The 22,521-nt window shown below is 68.5% G+C and carries 20 protein-coding genes; 4 read left to right on the forward strand and 16 right to left on the reverse strand.

What is annotated here, in order from left to right:
- Positions 1-4 precede the first annotated feature (4 nt).
- Positions 5-397 (reverse strand): DUF4254 domain-containing protein, encoded by a 393-nt coding sequence (locus AB0I19_RS11165; RefSeq protein WP_357147272.1) that lies wholly within the window; start codon positions 395-397, stop codon positions 5-7.
- A gap of 281 nt (positions 398-678) precedes the next feature.
- Here AB0I19_RS11165 and AB0I19_RS11170 point away from each other — a divergent pair, with 281 nt between their 5' ends.
- Both AB0I19_RS11170 and AB0I19_RS11175 read left to right on the forward strand, forming a co-directional pair.
- The gene (locus tag AB0I19_RS11170) at positions 679-1,488 is read left to right on the forward strand and encodes a GntR family transcriptional regulator (RefSeq protein ID WP_357147275.1); all 810 of its coding nucleotides are present in this window, start codon (positions 679-681) and stop codon (positions 1,486-1,488) included.
- Positions 1,485-2,057 carry a GNAT family N-acetyltransferase gene (locus tag AB0I19_RS11175; protein ID WP_357147278.1) on the forward strand — a complete coding sequence of 191 codons (573 nt, stop codon included), beginning with the start codon at positions 1,485-1,487 and terminating at the stop codon, positions 2,055-2,057. Before AB0I19_RS11170 ends, AB0I19_RS11175 begins: the two co-directional genes overlap by 4 nt.
- On the opposite strand, the gene eccCa is transcribed toward AB0I19_RS11175, so the two are convergent.
- From eccCa to eccD, 3 genes are read right to left on the reverse strand one after another with little or no spacing between them, the layout of a single operon-like run.
- On the reverse strand, positions 2,054-6,115 hold the full coding sequence (gene eccCa, locus AB0I19_RS11180) for a type VII secretion protein EccCa (protein ID WP_357147281.1): 4,062 nt from the start codon (positions 6,113-6,115) through the stop codon (positions 2,054-2,056). The genes AB0I19_RS11175 and eccCa overlap by 4 nt on opposite strands.
- Positions 6,116-6,123: 8 nt before the next feature.
- On the reverse strand, positions 6,124-7,533 hold the full coding sequence (gene mycP / locus AB0I19_RS11185; RefSeq protein ID WP_357147283.1) for a type VII secretion-associated serine protease mycosin: 1,410 nt from the start codon (positions 7,531-7,533) through the stop codon (positions 6,124-6,126).
- The gene (gene eccD, locus AB0I19_RS11190) at positions 7,530-8,990 is read right to left on the reverse strand and encodes a type VII secretion integral membrane protein EccD (RefSeq protein ID WP_357147286.1); all 1,461 of its coding nucleotides are present in this window, start codon (positions 8,988-8,990) and stop codon (positions 7,530-7,532) included. Before eccD ends, mycP begins: the two co-directional genes overlap by 4 nt.
- 157 nt (positions 8,991-9,147) lie before the next feature.
- Here eccD and eccA point away from each other — a divergent pair, with 157 nt between their 5' ends.
- Positions 9,148-10,989, forward strand: a complete 1,842-nt coding sequence (gene eccA / locus AB0I19_RS11195) for a type VII secretion AAA-ATPase EccA (protein ID WP_357147290.1) — start codon at positions 9,148-9,150, stop codon at positions 10,987-10,989.
- Positions 10,990-11,061: 72 nt separating this feature from the next.
- Here eccA and eccB read toward each other — a convergent pair whose 3' ends face one another.
- Entirely contained in the window at positions 11,062-12,561 is a 1,500-nt protein-coding gene (gene eccB, locus AB0I19_RS11200; RefSeq protein ID WP_357147294.1) for a type VII secretion protein EccB, read from the reverse strand.
- 117 nt (positions 12,562-12,678) lie between these two features.
- On the opposite strand from eccB, the gene eccE reads away from it, so the two are divergent.
- Positions 12,679-14,421 (forward strand): type VII secretion protein EccE, encoded by a 1,743-nt coding sequence (eccE, locus tag AB0I19_RS11205; protein WP_357147296.1) that lies wholly within the window; start codon positions 12,679-12,681, stop codon positions 14,419-14,421.
- Positions 14,422-14,588: 167 nt separating this feature from the next.
- Here eccE and AB0I19_RS11210 read toward each other — a convergent pair whose 3' ends face one another.
- The 11 genes from AB0I19_RS11210 to AB0I19_RS11260 form a co-directional block, all read right to left on the reverse strand.
- Complete coding sequence (locus tag AB0I19_RS11210) at positions 14,589-14,882, reverse strand: type VII secretion protein EsxR (protein WP_067641181.1); 294 nt, start codon at positions 14,880-14,882, stop codon at positions 14,589-14,591.
- A gap of 32 nt (positions 14,883-14,914) precedes the next feature.
- Positions 14,915-15,244 carry a WXG100 family type VII secretion target gene (locus AB0I19_RS11215; protein WP_067641179.1) on the reverse strand — a complete coding sequence of 110 codons (330 nt, stop codon included), beginning with the start codon at positions 15,242-15,244 and terminating at the stop codon, positions 14,915-14,917.
- A gap of 42 nt (positions 15,245-15,286) precedes the next feature.
- Positions 15,287-16,078, reverse strand: a complete 792-nt coding sequence (locus AB0I19_RS11220; protein WP_357147300.1) for an ESX secretion-associated protein EspG — start codon at positions 16,076-16,078, stop codon at positions 15,287-15,289.
- Positions 16,075-17,055: a PPE domain-containing protein gene (locus tag AB0I19_RS11225; protein WP_357147303.1), complete on the reverse strand. Its 981-nt coding sequence runs from the start codon at positions 17,053-17,055 to the stop codon at positions 16,075-16,077. Before AB0I19_RS11225 ends, AB0I19_RS11220 begins: the two co-directional genes overlap by 4 nt.
- Positions 17,052-17,357: a PE family protein gene (locus tag AB0I19_RS11230; RefSeq protein ID WP_067641173.1), complete on the reverse strand. Its 306-nt coding sequence runs from the start codon at positions 17,355-17,357 to the stop codon at positions 17,052-17,054. The genes AB0I19_RS11225 and AB0I19_RS11230 overlap by 4 nt, the downstream gene beginning before the upstream one ends.
- Before the next feature lie 27 nt (positions 17,358-17,384).
- Positions 17,385-18,725 carry a hypothetical protein gene (locus AB0I19_RS11235; RefSeq protein ID WP_357147306.1) on the reverse strand — a complete coding sequence of 447 codons (1,341 nt, stop codon included), beginning with the start codon at positions 18,723-18,725 and terminating at the stop codon, positions 17,385-17,387.
- 26 nt (positions 18,726-18,751) lie between these two features.
- On the reverse strand, positions 18,752-19,063 hold the full coding sequence (locus AB0I19_RS11240; protein ID WP_067641169.1) for a type VII secretion target: 312 nt from the start codon (positions 19,061-19,063) through the stop codon (positions 18,752-18,754).
- Between the two features lie 100 nt (positions 19,064-19,163).
- Positions 19,164-19,460: a YbaB/EbfC family nucleoid-associated protein gene (locus AB0I19_RS11245; protein WP_067641168.1), complete on the reverse strand. Its 297-nt coding sequence runs from the start codon at positions 19,458-19,460 to the stop codon at positions 19,164-19,166.
- 37 nt (positions 19,461-19,497) lie between these two features.
- Positions 19,498-19,830: a hypothetical protein gene (locus AB0I19_RS11250; protein WP_067641166.1), complete on the reverse strand. Its 333-nt coding sequence runs from the start codon at positions 19,828-19,830 to the stop codon at positions 19,498-19,500.
- 23 nt (positions 19,831-19,853) lie between these two features.
- The gene (locus AB0I19_RS11255) at positions 19,854-20,636 is read right to left on the reverse strand and encodes an ESX secretion-associated protein EspG (RefSeq protein ID WP_357147310.1); all 783 of its coding nucleotides are present in this window, start codon (positions 20,634-20,636) and stop codon (positions 19,854-19,856) included.
- The gene (locus tag AB0I19_RS11260; RefSeq protein ID WP_357147313.1) at positions 20,633-22,360 is read right to left on the reverse strand and encodes a hypothetical protein; all 1,728 of its coding nucleotides are present in this window, start codon (positions 22,358-22,360) and stop codon (positions 20,633-20,635) included. The genes AB0I19_RS11255 and AB0I19_RS11260 overlap by 4 nt, the downstream gene beginning before the upstream one ends.
- Positions 22,361-22,521: the final 161 nt, after the last annotated feature.

Genomic DNA, 22,521 nt, shown 5'->3' on the forward strand with positions numbered 1-22,521 from the left:
GCGGTCACCATTCGGGCAGCCGACGCCGCCCGGCGAGCACATCACGCACCAGATCGTCGTAGGCGTCGGCCAACTCGGCCAGGTGGTGCCAGGCGCTGTGCAGCAGTTCGTCGTTGGCGTCCAGCGTCATCAGCGCGTGGTGAGCGCGCACCGAGGACTCCGCCAACCGGTCGATGACCGCGCCGATGGTTTCGGTGTGCAGCGTGGCGCCCAGGCGGTGCTGCGGCACGCCGCGCAGCACCCAGTCGTCGATGGCGAGGACCAGTTCGGCTCGCCGGCAGTCGATCTCACGCAGCACCACGGCGTCGGTCTCGACGCGACCGCCACGCCCGACCACCCGCTTCTCGTGCAGAACCGCGAGGTCGCGCGCGAACCACAGCAGGGGTCCGCCGACCACCCGGTGACCGCGACATGCCCGGACCAGTAGGTCGGAGAAGGGCAGTAAACCGGTATCAGCGTGCGGACCTGCGGGGTCGACACATCGCAATGTGTCGGGGAAAGCCATTACAACCGTAGAACTCTCCGCACCAGCCACGTTGCCTCGCCGTCGTCGCCGCACAGCACCGGATCAGGACGTTCATTACAATAAACCTCGCAAGCTCACTGTCAAGCATTACTCGGCCGTAGGTAACCCAGACGAGTACACTTCGTTACCTGCACGACCTACCGAGGAGCATGATGGCGGACGGTCCGACCTATCTGCGGATCGCGAACCTCCTCCGCGAGGAGATCCGCGCGGGTACCTGGAAACCGGGCGACCGGCTGCCCAGCCATTCCGAGCTGGCCGAGCAGATGCAGGTCTCGATCACCACCGCGCGCAACGCCATCCAGGTGCTCGTCGCCGAAAACCTGGTCTACACAGCGACTTCCCGCGGAACCATCGTTCGAAACCAGGAAGTACTGGAATCCGTGGTCACCGACCACATCCGGCGTGATCGTCCGCGCTCGGCGCATGACATCTTCGAGGAGATAGCGCGCGCGGCGAGCAGGCAGCCGGCCAAGGAATTCAGCACCTGCATGGAACCGGCCGACGACCAGGTGGCGCACTGGCTCGGCGTGCCGACGGCGTCCTGGGTGCTTGCCAGGACGGTGGTGCAGTACCTCGACAACGAACCGTGGTCGTGGGAGGTGAGTTTCTATCCGCGCGACCTCGCCGAGGCGGCCGGGATCGACTCACCGCACGACATCCCCGAAGGCACCACGCGGCGCCTGGCGGACCGGGGCTACGGCGAGACCGCGCACCGCGACACGGTCGTCGCCCGGCCCGCGACCGCGGAGGAGGCGGTGGTGCTCGGCGTCGCGACCGGCACCGTACTGCTGGATCATCTGCGTATCGGAGCCAATCACGAACGGGTCACCCGGGCGACCCGTCACCGCTCCCTGGCCGGCCGCAACCGGTTGGCCTACCAACTCGGCGACGAGGCGGGGACCGCCGTCATCGCCCGCACTCTCGGCATCGCACCCGGTCACGCCGTTGCGTTGCCATGAGCGTGCGGCTACGGCAGGCCGCCCTGGGTGACCTGCCGTTGATCTGCCGCCTGCGGGTGCAGCGCACGGCGTGGCTGGCCGCGCGGGGTTCGGATCAGTGGACGGTGGCGGGCAAGGGCCGTCCGATCGAAATCTTCGCCGATGCGGTGGGCCGCGCGCTCGACGCGGGCGAGACCTGGATCGCGGAGGTGGACGACGAACCGGCGGGCACGATCACCGTCAACCGCCGCGCCGATCCCGGACTCTGGTCGCCGTGGGAGCTCGCCGAGGCGGTGGTCGTGCACTTCATGATCGTCGATCTACGGTTCGCGGGCAGGCAGGTCGGCCGACATCTGCTCGACCACGCCGACCGGGTGGCCGAGCTGGCCGACCGTCCGTGGGTCCGCCTCGACGCCTGGACGACCAACTCCGACCTGCACGACTACTACCGCCGCGCCGGCTTCCGCCTGGCCAGAATCGCGGGCCCCGGCGCGAGCGGTCCCTCCCGGGCGCTGTTCGAACGCCGGGTCGCACCGCCCACGCGCCTGCCGAGGGACGTGCGCAGCCGGTTCTCCATGCAGAGTGGCTAGAGCGGCGGCAGATCGGCGATGTGGACGAGTTCGACGCCCTGACTGCGCGAGACCAGGGTGCCGCGCCCCGGCGGCATCTTGCTCGGGCGCACATCGCCGATCAGCTTTCCCTCGTCGCGCGAGCCGCTCATGATCAGCGTTTGCACCGACAGGTTCTTCATCGCGCCGAGCACCGGGTCGTACAGCGCCCGCGAGACGCCGCCGATGCGCCGGGTGACCACCAGGTGCAGGCCGATGTCGCGGGCCTGCGGCAGGTATTCGAGCAGCGGGGTGAACGGGTTGCCCGAGCCCGCGACAACCATGTCGTAGTCGTCGACGACGACATAGATCTCCGGGCCCGACCACCAGCTGCGGTCGCGCAACTGCTGCTGGGTGATGTCGGAGCCGGGAATCCGTTTGGCCAGATAGGCGGCGACCTCGGCGATCATCGGCCCGCAGGTCTGCGAGGAGGTGGAATAGCCGGCCAGTTGGTCGCCTTCGAGCACACCGAGCATGGTGCGCCGGTAGTCGATCAAGATCACCCGTGCCTCGTCGGCAGTCGACTGTTCGGCGATGCTCATCACGATGTTGCGCAGCAGCGTCGTTTTGCCGCACTCGACGTCGGCGAACGCCATGAAGTGTGGTTCGACGCCGAAATCGAGGACCAGTGGCTGCAATTCGGACTCGCCGAGCCCGACGACGACCTTGCTGCGGTCGAGCGTGACACCCTGTTGCCGGGCGGCCGCGAGCACCTGTTCGCGGGGAAAACGCAGCGGCAGCATGCGCACCTCCGGCGCCCGCCTGCCCGGGTAGAGGGCAATCAGCTCCTCCTTGGCCCGCGTCACACCGTCGGCGATGGTCGCCGGGTCGGAATCGGAATCCAGGCGCGGCAACGCGATCAGCATGTGCAGTTGCTCAGGGGTGAGGCCACGGCCCGGCCTGCCGACCGGAACCTGGTGGGCGGTACGGCGATTCATCTCCGAGTCGCCGGGGTCCCCGAGACGCAGCTCGAGCCGGGTGCCGATCTGGTCCTTGACCACCGGGCGGATCTCAGCCCACCGGGACGCACCGATCATCAGGTGGATGCCGTAGGAAAGGCCCTGGGTGGCAATGGCATTGATCTGAGGTTCCAGCACGTCGAACTCTTCGCGGATCGCACCCCAGCCGTCGATCACCAGGAAGACGTCGCCGAACTGGTCGGCGGCGAGCGCGTCACCTGGTGCGGCGGTGGTTCCGTTGATCTGTCTGGCTTCGAGCGCGGAGAACTTACGCCTGCGGAACTCGGCCATCGACTCGATGCCGAGTTCGGCGAACCGTTCCTCACGCTGACGCATCAGCGAGGTGAGTTCGGCGATGGTGCGGCGCACGCGGTCACCGTCGAGGCGACCCGCCACCGAGCCGACATGCGGGATCCCGACCAGGCCCGCCATGCTGCCACCACCGAAATCGAGGCAGTAGAACTGCACCTGCTCGGGGGTGTGGGTGGCGGCGGCGGCCATGATGATCGTGCGCAACGTGGTCGACTTGCCGGACTGCGGACCACCGACGACCGCGACATTGCCCTGCGCGCCCGCGAGGCTGATGGTGAGGACGTCGCGACGCTGTTCGTAGGGCTTGTCGACCACGCCGATGGGCATCCACAACTGACCGTGCCGGTTCACCGGCGAACGCCAATCGGGGTCGGGCAACAGCATGTCGGCCGTGGGCGATTCGTCCAGCGGCGGCAACCACACCTCGTGAGCGGGGCGGCCGTGCCCGGTGAGCCGCTTGACCACGACGTCGAGCAGGGAGTCCGGAATCCCCTCCTCGGCCACGGGGGTGCTCGGCGGGGGCGGTGGCAGTTCGGGCCTGCCGCGCAGCACGGGTTCGTCGGCCGGCTCGGGCTGAACCTCGGCGGCTTCGACGGGGGCCGCGGTGAACACGACCGGACGCTGTCCGCCCACGGGTGCGCCGTCGTCGTCGACCACCGTGCCCGCAGGCGCGACGTAGGGGCCCGACACATAGCTTGCGTTGAACCGGAGCGGTTCGGACGCATCGCTTTTCAGGTAACCGGCACCGGGCACACTCGGCAGGTGGTAGGCGTCGGTGATACCGAGCACCGCGCGGGATTCATTGGCCGAGAAGGTGCGCAGGCCGATCCGGTAGGACAGGTGCGATTCCAGGCCACGCAGTTTGTTCTCCTCGAGACGCTGCGAGGCCAACAGCAGATGCACGTGCAGCGAGCGGCCGAGCCGGCCGATCATCACGAACAGTTCGGCGAAATCCGGTTTCTGCGAGAGCAGTTCGGAGAACTCGTCGACCACGACGAACAGCGCGGGCAGCGGGTCGAGGGGAACACCCGCGGCCCTGGCCTTCTCGTAGTCGGTGACATTGGCGTAGTTGCCTGCGGAGCGCAGCAACTCCTGGCGGCGGTTCATCTCACCGGCCAGTGCGTCCTTCATGCGGTCGACCAGGGAGAGTTCTTCCTCCAGGTTGGTGATGACGGCCGCCACGTGCGGCAACGAGTCGAGTCCGAGGAAGGTCGCACCACCTTTGAAGTCGACCAGCACCAGGTTCAGCGCGTCCGGCGAATGGGTGGTGACCAGCGAAAGCACTAGGGTCCGAAGGAATTCGGACTTACCGGAGCCGGTGGCGCCGATGCACAGGCCGTGCGGGCCCATACCGTTCTCGGCGGATTCCTTGATATCGATCTCGACGGGGGTCCCGTCCGGGGTGACGCCGATCGGCACGCGCAACCGTTCGCGCGCGGTGCGCGGGCGCCACACCCTGGCCGGGTCGATCTGGGCGGCATCGGGAATGCGCAGCAAGGCCATCAGGCCGGGATCGCTGGCCGTGCCCTCCCCCAGGCTGACGATCTGCGCGGCCGTCGCGAGCCGGTATCTGGCCAGGTGCCGGGCGAAGGCCTCCGCCTCCGCGATGCTCACCTCGTCGGCGGTGGCGAAACGTTCCACCCCGGCGGCACTGCGCGCCGATACCGCGCCGTCGCCGACCACCAACTGCAGGCCGCGCCGGGCAGCCAGCCCGTTCTCGGGGGCGGTCAGGTCGAGCACCGTCACCGAGTCGAGTCCGGATTCGCTGATGATGCGTTCGTTGCCGCTGATGTAGCCGTCGTCGATCACCACGACCAGATGCACCCGGCCCTGGGTCGGCTGGGGGTTGCGCATGAACCGGCCGCGTTCCATCAGTTCGGCCTGCAACGCCGACTCGAGTTCACCGAGGGAGGTGTAGAGCATCCTGGCCGAGCCGAGACCGTCACGCAGCGACGGATGTTGCACGTGCGGTAGCCATTTCGCCCAGGCCCACTGCGCGTCCTGGTCGGCGCAGACGATCGCCACGGCGAGATTGTCCGGGCCGTGGAAGGTGGTCAGCTCCATCAGCATCGCGCGGACCAGTTCCCGGCCCTCGTCGAGATCGCCACCGATATTGATGGCGGGGAACGCGCGCAACGAGACCGCGGTCGGTAGCTCGTGCACCACCGAATGGGTTCGGACGAAACGGCGCAGCGCCACGGTGGAGACTGGTTCCAGGTCTTCGAGCGGGCCGGTCTCGGGGCGGGCCAGTTTGGTGGCCAGGCGGTGACTACCGACGCCGACCCGCACGTGCCCGAAGTCGGGATCGCTCGGGCGACGTTCCCACATCCGTCTGCTGCCGATCAGCGACGGCAGGTCGGCCGGCTCGGGATGGCTCCAGCCCAGCGCCTCCAGCTGCTTGACACCGGTGCGACGCACGTCTTTTCGCACCTGGGCGAGGTAGCGGAAGTAGTCCTTGCGTTCCTCGTTGAGCTCGACAGCGCGTTTGGGGCCGCCGCCGCGCATGCCCGCCATCATGCCGACCATCGACATGAGCATCATCATCGGGAACATCATCATCATCGGATTGGCCAGCAGATTGCGGCCCATCGTCGCCATCATCGCGATCATGCCGACAACCGCGATCACCATGATCACCGGCATGATCTTCATCATCAGCGGCGACGGGATGGCCCGCTCGATCTCCGGTGGCGGGGTGAGCGCGACCTCACCACCCGGTGCGCGCGGCGGCGCGATCCGGGGGCGTCGGACGAAACCTTCGGTGGCCATCGATCCCTCTACTCGAATTCGTCGTTCAGGTCGGCGCGCCGCGTGCGGAACGGGAAGGCGAACGCGGCGCCGATGCCAAGGGCAGCCAGCAGGGTCAGCGATCCGGCGATCGCGATCCGCCGCGGCCGCGGGTCGGGGTCGGGCGCGACGAACGGAGCCGCGATCGGATGCCCCACATCGGCTCCCTGGCTCGGCGGTTCGCCGGCCAAGGGGGCGGTGAGGGCGGCCAGCGGGTCGATCAAGCCCGCGCCGATGGCGTCGTCACGGCCCCGGCCCGGTGCGTGAGCGGTGCGGGTGATCCGGTCGATCACCTGCTGGGCGGACAGGTCGGGGAAGCGGGAGCGCACGAGCGCGGCCAGTCCTGCCACATACGGTGCGGCGAAACTGGTTCCGTCGACGGGTTGCAAACCGTTCATGGTCTGCACGCCGTCGACCAGTCCGGTGCCGCCGGGTCGGCTGTCGAGCGAGACGATGTTGCGCCCGATCGCGGCGGCCCCGACCCACGGCCCGCGCAACGACAGGGCCGAGGGTTTTCCGTCGGCGTCGACCGAGCCGACGGCGAGCACGTAGGGCGTGAACCAGGCGGGCGAGGCGACCGTGGTCACCGAACTCCACCCAGACCCTTCGTTCTGGTTCTGGCACGGGCCGCCCTGCTCCACATTGCCCGCGGCCGCGACGACAACCACATTGCGCTCGTAGGCGTACTTCACCGCGGCGCCGAGGGCGGCGTCGGAGGTGTCGGAACCGGCTGCGGTGCAGGCGACTTCGGAGATGTTGATGACGGTGGCGCCCATGTCGACCGCGCGGACGACGGCACCGGCGAGAGTGAGGACACTGCCGTAGCCGTCGCTGCGCAGAGAACCGGGCGGCTTGTCCGAGCCCTGCCGGTCCTTGCGCTCATAGGCCAGGCTCAACTGGCGGATGGCGAGAATCTCGGCGTCGGGGGCGACGCCGACGAACGCGTCCTCGGGTGACGGCCGGGCGGCGATGATGCCCGCGACAAGCGTGCCGTGCCCGTCGCAGTCGACGGTGCCGTCCGAATCGCTGACATAGTCGCCACCGGCCTGCAGGGCGGGCAGTCGCGGATGCCGGTTCACGCCGGTGTCGATCACCGCGACCTTCTGTCCCGCCCCACGGCTGAACTGCCACGCCGACGGTAGATCGAGTACCCGTTGCGCCATCGGCGGCTCGCTGGGAGGACTTCCGCGCAGCACCGGTTCCGCGCACAGTTCGCGCTGTTCGGTCGGTTCGAGCGGAGCGGGCCTGCCACTCAGCGCCAGTGCCGCGTCGAGCGCACCCGGATCGATCCGGGGCGGGGAGATGGCGGCGGCCGGCGCTGGGAAACCGGCGACCGCAGCCAGTACGGTCGCCGCGCAGACCAGCCGCAGCACCGTACGCCGCAGGGGTGGCCGGGTCATATGTTGCGGGCGGTCGAGTACACGTCCATGACCCACAGCGCGAGCGGGATCATCGTGATGATCAACAGGTACTCGAAGATCTCGATCATCCGCCTGGTCACCGGGGTCACCTCGACATGCGGTCCGATCACCCCGAATCCGACCACACTGCCCGCGGTGACCAACAGCATTGCCACAGCGGCGAATTCGAGCGAGTCGTGGCCGAGGCCGAGGCCCGTGAGCAGCGCGAGCACGATGAGCGCACCGGCGACGATGAGGGTGGCCGCCTGCACCAGGTCGGCGTAGGACCGGCCACGCAGGCACAACACGATCGCGGTGACGACCGCGAGCGCGACCCCGCCGGAGTGGAACGGCCCGAACGGATCGGCGGCCCCGATCGCGCCGACGAGCGCCGCCAGCGCGCACGCGACCACGAGCCCGGTCTGGATCTGGTTGGCCACCCGCGCTCGCTCACCGAGGCCGGACGCCGAGGGCAACGCGATCGCGCCGACCGCGCCGATTCCCTCGATGGTCGGACGCTGTTCGTGGTCGGCCGGGTCGATCGCCCCGCCCGCCGTCGGCACGGGCGGAATCGGCAGTCGGGCGGTCACCGCCGCCAGCCGCGCCACCGACGACAGCAGGATCACAGCGGCGACGAGCACCCCGGCGAACAGCTTGGCCAGCCCCGGATGCCAGATGAGGTAGATCGTGGCGGCGAGCGCGCCGAACACACCGACGGTGATCGCGGCGGCGAACAACCCGGCCGCGATTCCGGTGACCCGGTAGCCGATCACCCCGGTCACCAACAGCGCGACACTGCCGAGCATCACGTGACCTGCGCCGAGCGAACCAGGCACCAACAATGCCGCACCGCCGAACATCAGCAGCAGCGCGTCCAGCGAAAGCCAGGTTCCCGTCACCGAATCCGCGAACTTGCGCGCCGCGATGCCCGCGGCCGCCGACGCGGCGATGCCACACCCGAGCAGGGCGAGCGCGGGCGCGAGGGGGTCGCTGTCGGCACGCGAGACAGCGAGCAGCGCGAGCGCGGCCAGGATGGCGACGGTGGCGATCACCAGACCCGTCCACCGCGCCGCCGAACCCGACCAGCCCCGGAATTCCCCTGCGGTGAGCCGGGATACCGCATCGATCACATCGTCGAACAGCGCCGGTGACTCCTTGCGGGTCACCGGGCTCAGCACCAGCAGTTCGCCGTCGTAGACCTCGGCCTCGGTGAGGGTGCGGCTGGGCGCGAGCGGGTCCTGCCCGAGCCGGGCCAGCGTCCAGTGCTGGGCGCGGACCGGGGCGGTGTCCTCGTCCGCATCCGGTAAGCGCGGATTCCGCGAGCGGATCAGCGTCACCAGATCGCCGATGAATCCGGCGATCGGGACAGTGGCAGGCAGTCCGATGTCGAGCTGCGTATCACCCCCGATCACTGAAACTCGGCATAGTTCGGGCTCATTGCCTAACAACGTCGACACCAGTGATGAACTCTCAGTCGTAGCTGACTACTTCCGTTGCGACCACACGGCAGCGTTACCTAATCTAACGGACAGGGCAAACCGGCGCGATCGAAGCTTTACTGCCGGGTTGAACGCCAGCTGTCCACGAGAAGAAGATTTCGGGGTCCGACACCATATGCCAGACATTCGCCAGGCTCAGCGCGCCTTCGACGCCGGTGTCCTCTCGCTCGGCCTGTCCATCGATGGACAGGAATCCGCGCGCGACGAGGAGTACGCGAAGCTGGCCTTCCAGCGTGCGACGGAATGGGATTCGTCGATGTGCGACGCGTGGCTCGGCCGCGCCGCCGCCGGCGAAGTGACCAAGGAGGTGCTGTTCAATCTGCACCGCACCAGCCTCGACTCGCTCGGGCGCGAGCAACGCAGACTCGGCCTGGCGCCGCGGGCGATGGCGGGCCGGTTCCTGCCCGGGCTCTACATCGACTATCCGCTGGCCGGGTTGACCGAGATCTGGCTGGCGTGGGCCGCACAGCTGATCGCCGACAAGGACTACGACCAGGCCGAGCAGGTCCTCGACCAGCTGGCCGAGCTGCGCCGCAACCGGCCCGACGACCCGGACAAGCAGATCGACGACCGGATCAGCGCCTACATCCGCGGCATCCTGCACTACAACACCCAGCGCTGGCCCGATGTGATGACGGTGCTGGCCGGTTCGGAGCAGTGGAAGGATCCGTACCTGGCCACCGGCGCGCACGTGATGGTCGGTACCGCGTGCGCTCAGCTCGGGTTGTTCGGCGAAGCGGTGCGGCGCATGGAACAGGCCGAGGCAGGCCCGATTCCGTCGGCCAAGTTCACCGCCATGTACAACCGCGGTCTGTGTCTGCGGGAGGCGGGCAACGAGTCCGAGGCGCAGAAACTTTTCGAGCAGGTCTATTCGCAACTGCCCGACTTCACGGCCAACACCACGGCTATGCGCGACCGCACGTTCCGCATCGTTGTGACCAGCCGCGAGGTGATCGACGCACGCACCGACAAGTGGGACCCCAACTCCGCACCGTCGCTGGCCGCGATGAACGAGGCCGCCGCCGAGGACCGCGCCAAGACCGTGCTCGCCGAAGCGCGTGCGCAGCTGGACAAGCAGGTCGGGCTGGCGTCGGTGAAGAACCAGGTGGCCAAGCTGCAGTCCTCGGCGCAACTGGCCAAGATCCGTGCCAACAAGGGGCTGTCGAGCCAGTCCCGTGGCCAGCACCTGGCTTTCACCGGCCCGCCCGGAACCGGTAAGACCACCATCGCGCGGGTGGTCGCCAAGATCTATTGCGGTGTCGGGCTGTTGAAGACCGACAAGGTGGTCGAGGCCAAGCGTGTCGACTTCGTCAGCCAGAACCTCGGTGGCACCGCTATCAAGACCGAGAAGCTGATCGACAGCGCGATGGACGGTGTGCTGTTCATCGACGAGGCGTACACGCTGATCCAGACCGGTCTCTCGGGCGGTGACGCGTTCGGCCGCGAGGCGGTGGACACGTTGCTGGCCCGTATGGAGAACGACCGCGACCGGCTCGTCGTCATCATCGCCGGTTACGACGGTGAGATCGACCGCCTGCTCGCCGCCAACGACGGTCTGGCCTCCCGCTTCGCCAAGCGCCTCCAATTCCCGTCCTACACCGCCGAAGAGCTCGGCCAGATCGGCGAGATCGTCGCAGGCAGCCGGGATTCGCAGCTGTCGCCCGAGGCGCTCACGCTGCTCGTGGAGACCTGCGAGCACCTCTACAACATGGAGAGCACCGATCAGAGCGGCCAGCCGCGCCGTGGCGTCGACCTCGCCGGCAACGGTCGTTTCATCCGCAACGTGATCGAGGCCGCCGAGGAGGAACGCGAATTCCGCCTGGCCAACACCGAGGGACTCGATCTCGCCGAGGCCGACGACGACGTGCTGATGCGTATCGAGGAACCCGACATGCGAACCGCCCTCACCGGAATCGTCGCCACCCTCAACGTGGGCCGGCTACCGAACCTGTCCTGAGAAAGCACATCTACCGCAACTCACCGCCTCGCGACACCGACGGGTCCACCGCGAAGTCCGAGCGCGCCGGTATTACTGCGGCAGGGAGTCGTAACTGGTCAGTGCGTCTTTCGCGGACAAGGTCGGGCCGGGCACCAGCTGGCCGATGATCGACCAGGGAGCCAAGCGCGGCTTGTCGCCCAGGCCGAGCACACTCGCGGTGGCCGCGTCGGGGATGCCGTAGCGAATCCCGTTGTCGGCCACATAGAACAGCGACTCGCGGCGCAGACTGCCCGGCTCCGCACCGGTGACCTGTACGAATTCGCCGGTGGACGGAGGCAGATACACCGCGTCCATCCGGTCACCGGTGCCGTCGGAAGTCGAGAGCGTCACCGGCTTGGCCGAATCGGCCAGGGGCAGTTCGGTTCCGGTGAGCAGTGTCACCGTGGCGCGTTCGGCGGGTCCGTCCACCGACTGGCCCTGCGGCGTGGCCTCGCCGGGGTTCTTGGCCCAGTGCACGCACGCCACCGGGGCGTCCTCGGCGGACAGGATGCGCGGCTTGCGCTCCGGGAAGGATTCGATCGGCAGGGTGTTCAGGACGGGCAGGCGATCGAGCGCGTCGGGCGCCAGCTGCGCGATCTCGCGCATCCCGCGTGAGTCGGCATTGCGCAGCAGCTCGGCGGTGAATTCCGACACCGGCTGGACACCGTCGGCGAGCACCACATACATCGTCTTCTCGCCGGCGGCTCGCACCCCGGTGACCGAGATGATGCCGCCGACCGGCACATCCGCCAGCTTGCCCGGACCCGGCTCACCCGCCCGGTCGATGGTCGGCACCGCCAGCGGTGGGGCCTGGGTGGTCGCGCCGAGCACCGCGCTGCCGATCGGGCGGGTCTGCTCTCCCGACAGGTCGAGGGTGCGGGCGACCACCGAATTGTTCGGGTCGATCTCGGCCCTGGTCCCCCGGTACACGAGATAGGTCTTCTCGTCGCGACGCACCAGCAGGGCATCGTCCGGTCCGGTGACGCCGACGCGGTCACCGAGTTCGGGCTTGCCGACGATGGCGGTGGTGCGGCCACCGGTGGCACCGGCGGCACTGCCGGCGGCCGACAGCTGGGTGGTCTCGCACAGCGTCCAATTCGAGCTCGAACCCTGCTTGGAACCGGGCAGGGCCGAGGGGGCGCCCGGAATACCGAGCAGCGGGCCACGCGGCAGCGAACCGAGTTTGTCGTCTTTCACCGATTTCGGGGACTGCGCGTCACCGGCGATGAGGCGAGCCGATGCCAGATTCAGCACCGGGTGCAGGGTCTTCTCGCCCTCTTTCGCCTCGACCACCACATACATGGCACCGCTCTGCTTGCCGGTGACGATCAACGCATCACCGATCGCACCCTGCGGTTTGAGGAATCCGAGAATGGCCGCGCCTGCCACGACGATCAGCCCGAGCACCGCACCGACCAGCATCGATCGGCTCTGCGAACGCATCGGGTCGTGCAACATTCGCACGTCACGGCGGATAAGGGCGTGGTCGAGCCTGCGCAGCAGGAAGCGATAACCATTGACCTGGGCTTTGGTCGTCAGCTGTGCCGGCACCGGGACTCCAATGCTGCGTTGATCACCATCTCGTCGGACACGGTACCGTAAATCCGGAATTGTCCTTCACCATGATTCGACGAATGCCAAGCAGGGACAACTATTTTGAACGACAGCATGAACGCTGGGGAAACCGGCGGCGACAACGTCTACGACACACTGCGTGACCCGGAATTCTGGTTGTTCCGAATGTACCCGCTGCGCGCGTGTGTGCCGGTCGCGGTGCTCGCGGCCGCGGTGGCCTGGATTGTGCTGGCCACCACCGATTCCGGCTACTGGGCGATCGGCGGCGCGGCTGTGGTGCTGCTGATCGGACTTGTCCCGATTCGGCGGCGCCCACCCGCGGTGCGCATCGGTGACTGGCTGGCGCGCCGCTGGCGCAACCGCACCGACACCATCGACCGGGCACCCGCCTTCGACGTGCCGCTGCCGGAGGGTGGTGGTTGTGGTCTGCGCTGGGACGGCGATCTGCTGCTCACCATGCTGCGCATCGACCCGCCGCCGGACTCGCTGAACCTGCTGCGCCGCGGCACCCTGAGCGCCGACCAGTTGCTGCCGCTCACCGAGATCGCGCGCTGCCTCGACCAGTTCGATGTGGAGCTGGTGAGCATCGACGTCATCGCCACCGGCGCACGCACCGCGGGCACCGGCGCCGCGGCCCACCTCTACGACCGGATCCTCGGCCCGCTGCCCGCCATCGCCCACCGCACCTGCTGGCTGGTGCTGCGTCTCGACCCCGTGGCCAACGCCGCCGCGGTCGACAAGCGCGGCGGTGGCGCCACCGGCGCCCTGCGCACCATGATCATCGCCACCCGCCGGGTGGCCAACCGGCTCGCCACCCACGGCATCGACGCCGCGATCCTCACCGCCACCGAGATGAACAGCGCCGTCCGCGAACTCGCCCACGGTTTCGATCCCGCCCGGCTCACCGAGACCGCCGACGGCCTCGAGTCCGAATTCGGCAGGCACCTGACCCACTACCAGTTGACCGCTCCCATGATCAGCACCGGTGGGCTTGCCGAAATCTGGTCGCTGCCGACCTTGTCGACAACGGTCACCCTGCGCCTGCACCCCGGCACCCGCCGGGTGGAGCGGGCCGACGACCGGGCGGGCACCGTGGTCCTCAACGCCGTGGTCCGCTTCGACACCGCGGCGCCCTACGAACAGCCGCCTCTCGCCGGCCTGCGTGAACTCCCCGGCAGTCAGCGCCGCATCCTGCTCGACACGCTGCCCCTCGGTGCCGCCGACGATTTCGGCGGCCGCGACGGCTACCGCGGCACCCTCGCCGCCCTCACCGACATCGCCGTGCCGACCACCGGTTGCGGCCAGCTCATCGGCGCCGACGAACGCGGCCAGGGCATCGCCGTCCCCCTCATCGGCGCGGGCACCCGCCACGTCGACGTCATCGGCAATCTCGACCTGGCACAACAGGTGGTCCTGCGCGCCACCGCCCTCGGCGCCCACGCCGTAGTCCACACCTCGCGTCCCCAGGCCTGGCACTCCATGGTCGCCAATCTCGCCACCCCCCAACTCCTGTCGATCGCCCCCCGAGCCGCCGGCGCCTCCCCCCAACCCCCGCCGGGACCCCCACCGGTCCCCGCCGCCCCCTACCCGACCACCACGGTCCTCGTCTTCGACGGCATCGCCCCGACCACCCACCTCGGCGGCGCGACCATCATCGAAGTCCGCACCACCGAACGCGACCCCGAAGCGGTTCCACCCGACGTCACCCTCGTCCAGGATCCTTACGCCCCCAACCGCATCACCGTCCGCACCAGCACCGGCAGCGCCACCGTCTCGATGGTCACCACCCCCGACGAAATGCACTACATCGGCGAATCCCTGGTCGCCTCCCGCTGAATCCGACCCCGCCCAGGCCGACCCCGAGGAGGCATCGCCCGCGAAGCGGGCAAGCGGCCCGGCCGAACGAAAAACGGGGCTGGACAAAGTGCCGAAGGCACGAGTCCAGCCCCGTTTTTCGTTCGGCCCCAAGGGGGCCGCGCTCGAGCGCGCCAGCGCTCCAAATTTCAGAACCCGGCGAATCCGTCGCCGACCTTGCCGTCGGCCTCGAGCGCGCGGCTGAGCGCGGCCTCGACCTGTGCGGCGAGCTTGTCGAGCTTGTCGAGGGTGTCGGTCAGCTCGGTGGTGACGTTCTTGTGTGCGGTGTCGAAGCTGGCGATAGCGCTGTCACCCTGCAGGTTGGCCCGGAAGTCCGAAGCGGCGCCTTCGAGTTCGTCGATCTCGCCCTTCATCTTCCCGCCGTAGGTCTGCAGGTCGTTGAACAGCTCGTTCATCGCCGCGGGATCGTAAAGAATGGTCATGAGCTCAGTTCCTGTTCGTGTCTGATTCGCGGTCAGAGGTTGGTGTAGCTGCCGCCACCGCCGCCGGCGCCGCCGCCGGACAGGCCGCCCTGGTCCATGTTCACCAGGGTGGACTTGCCGCCGTTGACGGCTTCGGTGAGGCGGTCGAACTTCTTGTTGAGGGCGTCGGCCTCGTCGTGCCAGGCCTGGGCGACCTTCACGAATTCGGAGGAGGCGTCACCCTTCCAGCCGCGGAGCACGGCCTGGGCCGCGTCGTCGATCTGACCGACCGACGTGCGCAGGTTGTTGATGGTGCCTTCGAGCTTGGAGACGACGCCGTCTACGCCGCCTGCTTCTACACCTACTGGTCCCTGAGGGGGCATGTGCCGAACCTTTCTTACTTGATGGTTGAAACGAGAGTTGGCTTAATCGGGCTGCCACCTCCCACCGGGAAGCCCCTCGAGGAGCGCACCGACTGCCTGGGTGAGGCGGTGGTCGGTGCCCGGCGTGATGGTCGACCACACCTGCCCGTCGGGCGCCGTTGCCGGCGTCACGACGACCCGGCCGCGCGCGGTGTCGTATACCGCGACCGCGCCAGGGGCTCGGGTGGTCAGCCCGTCGTGGTGGACTTCGGCGACGATCTCGGTGTAGCCATGGCAGCTGCCGAAGGCCGCGCCGAGGACGGTCGCCTGGTGCGCGTCGATGCCGAGCGCATACATCGCGTCCACGTAGTCGGAGGTGGTTTCGGCGGCATCCAAGCGGGCCGCGAGGTCGTCGGCGAGGACGCTCACGCTCGCTGCTTCGGCGGGCGCGCAGGAAGGGAGCGCGGCGAGCAGCAGACGGGTGAGTTCGCGTTCGGTGCCGTCGATGGTGCTGGTGGTGATGTCGTAGGTACTGCCGGTGTAGACGGCGGCAGCGTGACCGGTGCCGCGCCGAGCCAGGCAGATCCGGCGCCGGTTTTCCTCGCCGTAGCCGCGGGCGACCAGTTCGGCGTCGGGTTGGGCGAGGGTGTGGACAGCCGCGGCGAGTTCGGGTTCCACGTCGCCGTAGGCGTCGAAAATGCCCGTGGCGGTGAGTTCGGCGACGGCGGCGTCGCGAGCGGCACGCCAGGCGTCGAAGGTGTCCTGTCGTGGCCCGACGCCGAGGACGAGCGGGAGTGTTTGCACGCCGAGCCGTTCGGCGACGGCGAGGAGGGCGTCGTTGGTCAGTGTGGTCACGACCGGCCCTCCGCGGTGGTGTTCGTGGTCGGCGCGGCGGCACGTTCGGCGACACCGAGCACGGCGGGCGCGGCTTGGATCTCGCCTTCGGCGACCAACTGGTCGGCTTCCTCGTGGGCGAGACCCGCGCGGGGGAATCGGTGCGCGGTGTCCTGCCCGCCCGCCGCGGGAGCCATGGCCGCCGGGGCTACTGGTGCCGCCTGTCCGGTGGGCGTGGCCACGGGAGTCGGTTGCGGCGTGGTGGTGACAGCGGTTGCCGATTGCGCGAAAACTGGTGCGCGATAGGCAGTCTGGATGGGGGCGGGCATCGATGGCATCGCGCCCATGCCCATACCCGCACCAGCGATGCCGAGAGAGCCCGACGCGGCGGGCGTGGCAGCCGGGTTGCCCGATTGTTCGCCGGTGAGTGCGGTTTCCGGCGCGATCGGTGGCGGCGGTGCGTGCAACCACGGGGTGGAAAGAGGTTCGGTGGCGGCTTCGTAGCTGCGCATCACCCGGGAGGCGACGGCCTTCGCCGCGTCGGCCTCGGTGTCGGTCTGCGCGGCGATCGCCTTGATCGGAGCGCCGAGAGCCGTGCCGACCTGTTCGAGTGCCTGCTGCATCGCGGCGATCGCGGCGATGTCGGCGGTGTTGGGCATGGCCAAGGCCGCCACTTCGTAGGCGAGCACCTGCGCCTGCAACCGAGCCGCGTTGGCGGTGGCGGCGGCGGCGGTTTCCAGCAGCCATTCGCGCAGGGCCGAGATCCGTTCCCACACTTGCTCGCTGCTGCCCGATTTCCAGGAGCCTCGCAAGGTGTGCAGCACCTGCTCGTAGTCGAGCGCGGCCGCGCCGAAGGCCGCGGCGAGCCGCGTCCAGGCGGCGGCCGCGTCGGCCATCGGCATCGGTCCGGCACCGGAGGTGAGGTCGGTGGCGAGCTTGGCCGGCTCGCGCGCCTCCCACACCACTCCGGTGAAGCCGGGCTGCGGTGGTTCGATCATTTTCCGGTGAAGCCGCTGGTGTTGTCGGTTTCCATCCGGTCGAAATCGGCGACCTGGGAACGCAGGGTGGCGGCGAGCTTGTTCATCTCGTGCGCACCCGCCTCGGCTCCGGCCAGGTAGTCGTCGGCGACGCTGTTGGCGGTGGTCGCGGCGCGCGCCGACACCTCATCGGTTCCGGCGGGAGCCACCCGCAACGCGGGGGCGACGGCGGTGAGTTCGGTGGTGAGCCGGTCGGCGATGCCGTCCAGGGCCGCGGCGGCTTTACTCGCCGCGGTGGAATCGAATTCGAAGGTGTCAGTCATTGCCACTCCTGTCGTGGTCGGGCCGCGTCACAGTGAGAGTTCCTTGTCCGGTGGAGCTTCGGCGGCCATCGGTTCGGCTGCGCCGACCACGGGGGTGGAGACACCCTCGATCCGGCCGACTACTTCGTCACCGTGGCTACCGGTGACCAGCTGGGAGTGCACGGCTTCGTTGTCGCCGCCTTCCACCGCCCGCGCCATCGGCATGCCCGCGCCCGCGGCACCCATCGGCATCATGCCCGGTGCCGCTCCGCTCGCCGCGGCGGTCGTCATGTTCGCTCCGCCCGAGGTGGTGGCGCCGGACGTGGCGACCGCACCGGTGCTGCCGACCGTCGACAACCCACCACCGCGACCGCCCTGCCACGGGCTGAGCGGTGTCGACGCCGCGCCCGCCGCCCCGATCGCGCCGACGCCACCGCCGATCGCGCCCCCACCGCCGCCACCCGCGCCGAGTGCTCCCTCCGCCGTTTCCCCACCATCTGCGGCGATCTCGCCGCCGGTGGCCGACACGTCGGAGGTGGTGCTGGTCGACAGCGAATTCACCTGCTCGGCAAGCGAACCGATCGAGGACGCCGCCGTGCTCGCGGTGCTGATCAGCGGGGAGATCAAACCCATCAGCTGGCTCAGCGAATCGGCGCCCGAGGACACACCGGTCGGCGCGTTGGTCACCTGGACCTTCTCCCCCGCCTGCATCATCTCGCCGCTGCGAGCGATCATCTCGGCCTTGGTCTCGGCGGTGATGGCCAGACCTTCGGCCATGGCTTCCAGGGTGGCGGCGATCAGCACCGCCTGCCCGCCGGGCGTCGCCGCGTAGAGCGGGGCAAGGGCCAACGTGGCGGAGTAGCGCGCGATCACCGCGGCCAGCTTGGCCCCACCGACCGCGACATTGCCGGCCGCGTGAGTGAGTACCGCCTTCTCGCTGGTGCTCTGCGCGGCGAGTTTCGCACCATCTGTCTGCGCCGCCGTCGCTTTGTTCGCGGCCTCCATCGCGGCGGCGCTCTGCCACAGCTGCATCACCGTCTGCAGCGCGGTCGACCCGAGCGACATCACCGTCTCGAGCACGGAGCTGATGTTCGTGAGCGCCTCGGCGGGATTCGTCGACGTGCCGGTACCCGAGGTGTCGCCCGTGCCGCCGAGTGCGCCCGTGCCGAACGCCGAAGCCAGCTCGGTGAGTGGGCGCATCAGCGCGGTGAGGTCGATCGTCGGCAGCGGCGGCATCTCCGGCAGCTGGATGAACTCCGGCAACTGCGGCAACTGCGGCAGTCCCATCGAGCTGAGCACCTGGCTCACCGGCTGGTCGAGCATCGGCGCCAGCGAACTGCCGCGCAGCAGCTCCAGCACGGTCGGGTCGACCGATCCGCTCGCACCCACCGTATTTCCCCCGGGGTACGTCATGGCTACTGGTCGACCGACGCGATGCCCAGTTTGGAGGCCCCGTCGGCACCCTCGTAGGTGGTGGCGGCCTGGGCGGCGGTGAGCGCCGTGCCCGCGTGCACCGCGGCCAGCTCGGCCACCGACGTGAGGTGGTTGGCCTGGGCGTAGGCGAACGACATCAGGAATTCCTGGCCGATCAGGCCGAAAACCGGCACGGCGGCGGCCATGGTGGCGACCTGGTCGACCGCACCGGCCTGCGCGACCCCGGCCGCCATGGTGGCCGAGGCACCCGCGTACGCGCGGACGGCGTCGGGAACTACCGCAACTTGGTTCATGGCTTTCGTCCAATCTCGAAACAGCCCACGGTGTTTCGTTACTTTATCTACCCGTCATAAGCCTGCGCCACGCATATCCGTGGTTAAGAACAGTTGAATCTCACGTGCCCGCTCGGTTGTACGCGGTCACCAGCTCGGCGCGGGAACCGAAAGCGCGATGCGCGGCGGCCCGTGCGGTCTGCACGAGGACCCGCTCGAAGTCGGCGGGCGACAGCTTGGCGATCGCCCCGGTGAACTCCAGGCCGACCAACGCTCCGCTGCCGTCGACAGTCACGGTGACCGCCCCGTCGGGCGAGGTTTCCTGTGCCCGGATGTCGTTGGTGGCCTCGGCCAGATCCTGCAGCCGGTAGAGCTGACCCTGCACCTTCGCGATCAGCTCGTCCATGGTTTCGACCATCGCCGAGTCCTCCCTCCTCTTCGCCGGATCGACAGCTCTAAACCGAACGCAGCCAGCTCTGCGGTTCGGTGTCGTATTCCTGTTCTTCGACGATCTCCGCGGCGGCCACCTCGGCTTCGGTCGGCAAGCCGGTCGCGGCGAGCAGGGCTGGATCGAAACCCGCCTCCGCCAGCTGGTTTCGGCGGGCCAACCCGGCGCGCTTGGCGGACTTCTGGCACAGTCGCAGGATCTCGGCGGCCAATTCGGCTGGGTCACGCCGCAATTGGTCCGCGTCGACGGTGACGCCGAGCGGCAGTCCCTGCTCGGTGGTGCGGACCGCGATCGCGCCCGTCAGCGATGCCGCGGTGAACTCCGTCGGAAACTCGTCCATGGTTTTCCCCTCCCTTCGCAAGCTTACGACCGATCATCCCTGATGGCTCTGACAACTTCCGCGATCTGACTGTTGATCAGCGAAACCAGCCGCCTGCGATCGGCGCCGACCGCGACCGGCGGTGTGCCGGGCACGATCACATAGCGACCGTCGTCGGTCAGATCGCGCCAGCCGAGCCGCAATCGCAGGATGCCACGCGGACCGAATCGAGACCAGCCCTGTTCGACATCGATGAAGCCGTCACGGTCCAGGCTCGCCTGCTGAAAGGTCTTCGTCTGCACCGCGGCGTCGTCGTCGTAGTGCTGCACCAGTGAGCGGCCGTAGGAGTGATCGAACTGGTCACCGGAGGGTTCGTCGAGGGTGATCTCCCGGCTGCGGCCGGGTTCGGCCGCGGGCAGCTGACCGGCGACAACGTCACCGAGGGACAGCGCGGCGTGCCGGGTGACGACGAATCCGTCTGCGTGATAAAGGGTTCGGCCCGGACGCTGACGCACCAGATATCCGACGTCACCCTTGCGCACCGCGAGCATGCGCACCGAGAGCGTGGGATCGATGAGTCGTTCGCCGCCACCGTATCCACGCACGACCACCCGAATATCGGGCTTGGTGAGCACCGCGATGATGTCGTCGAGCTCATGCCCCCAGCGCTGCTTGATCCTGATCCAGTCCTGTCTCAGCGCGTACTCCGCTTCGTCAGCGGAGCACGGCTCGCTGGAGTGGATGAACGGCTCGGGCATGTACTCGGCTTCGATACCGGCCCACAACGCTTCGAACTCCGCGCCGGTGAATTCCCAAGTGGGCGTCACTGTTCCACCACTGGTCTCGCAACGATCGGCGCGTCACCGAGCGCCTCGTCCAGATGCTCCACCGAGTCGAGGTAGTCGGCGCGCTTGTGTTCCTTCTGCTGGCCCTGCCCACCGGCACCAGCACCTCCCATCGGCGCCATCGGCATGCCGCCCATCGGCGTGCCCGCGGCCGACGAGGCGACGCCTGCCCGGAACGCGGACTCCATCCCGGTGGCGGCCGACGCGCGCGGGAACAGTTTGGAGGCGCTGTCCAGACTCGGGGAAAGCGGCGAGGCCCCCGCACCGGCGCCACCACCGCCCGCGCCGGAGCCACCACCTCCGCCACCGCCTTTGCTCGCGGCATTGAGCGCCTTCTTCGCTTGTTCCTGCAGCGAACTGAGCCCGGCCGCGCTCGGAATCCCCGCGAGCGAGCTCTGTTCGGCGGCCGAGGAAGCCTGTTCCAGCGCGGACTGCGCGGCGGAACTGGCCTGTTCGAGACCGGATTGCAGGGCCGAGGTCAGCTGATCGGTCGAGGACGAACCAGAACCGGAACCAGATCCCGTCGAGCCGTTCGAACCAAGCCCTCCGTTGCCGTTGGTGTCCGCGCTGCCGTTGCCCAATTGGTTACCGGACTGCTGTTGCTGCAGGTCGGCCATCGCCTTCTTGAACGCGGCGGAAGCGTCGCCCGAACCCGAACCACTGCCTGAACCCGATCCGGAGCCACTTCCGCTGCCGTTTCCGGAGCCGTTTCCGTTCCCGTTGCCGTCGCCGTTGCCGGTCCCGTTTCCAGATGTCGGCGCGGTCGGCTCGGGCAACGTGGCGATATGACTCGACGTCGCGTTGACTCCGGGCACGTAGGTGGACATCAGTACATTCCGCGCGTTCTTCGCGGCCTCTTCCTTGGCAGCCTGCAGCTCGCTCTGCTTGACAGACGACGGGATGTACAGCGTGCTGTCCAAGCCTTGTTTCGTAGCGGAAAGCCAACCGGCCGCGTACTCCAGCGCGACAGAAATCTGGCCCATCTGCTCGACCAGCTTCTGGTTGCCTTCGTGGTAGGCGTTCATGGCCGCCCTGGCCCGGGTGGCACCGCCCGGGCTCGTCCAGTTCTTCGAACTGTCGCCAACTTTCGCGTTCAGGTCATCGAAAGCCGGCTTCACCTGGTTCTTGAGCAAGGTCCAGTCCGCGGCCGCCGTCCGCAATCTGGCAGGCACGCCCTCGATGGAAACCCGGATCATGTTGAGCTCCTCATAGCTGTAGGAGCCAGGATTCTCCGCGGTCACCTCGGCCGGATCGAAGTTCTTGCCATTGGTGAGCTCGTTCGGAATGTTCGCCGAGCCGGCGGCCGGCATGGGTACGAGCGGTGGAACCTGGGTGGTGACGCCGGGGAGGTAGGGGGGTGCGCCCTGCGACACCGGAGGCAGGGGCAACACAGGCGCCGAGGAGCTGACTTTGTCACCCTTGGACTTGCTCTGCTCGATAGTGGTGCGCAGCTGGTTCATATCGACTTCGCTGGCGGTGTCGGCACCTTTGTAGCTCTTGGCCGCATCCATGAAGGTGGTGGCGACGTCGTCGAGGATCGTCTGGTGCTTACCGAGGACGGTCGCCAGCTCACCAGCCTTGTCCGAGAACTGTTTCGCCAGCTGCTGCCCCGAATCCAACGAGGAGAACCGTGCGAGCTGTCCGACCAGATCGGTGGACGATTTGACCGAGTTCACCTTGATCCGGGCATCGGTGGCCGCGTTCACCAGATTCGGCAGCGCCGACGGCTCGAGGACCAGCGCCCCATCCGAAGCCGACGAACGCAGGCCAGACCACTGTTGGGCCGCCGATGGTCCAGTCGGTGTCATGTCCGAGCCCTCCCTGTCGTCCTGATCACCACGGCCGTCCCACCGCGCGGCGCTCCCAA

The organism is Nocardia sp. NPDC050413 (assembly GCF_040655475.1).
Taxonomy (GTDB): Bacteria; Actinomycetota; Actinomycetes; order Mycobacteriales; family Mycobacteriaceae; genus Nocardia; species Nocardia coubleae.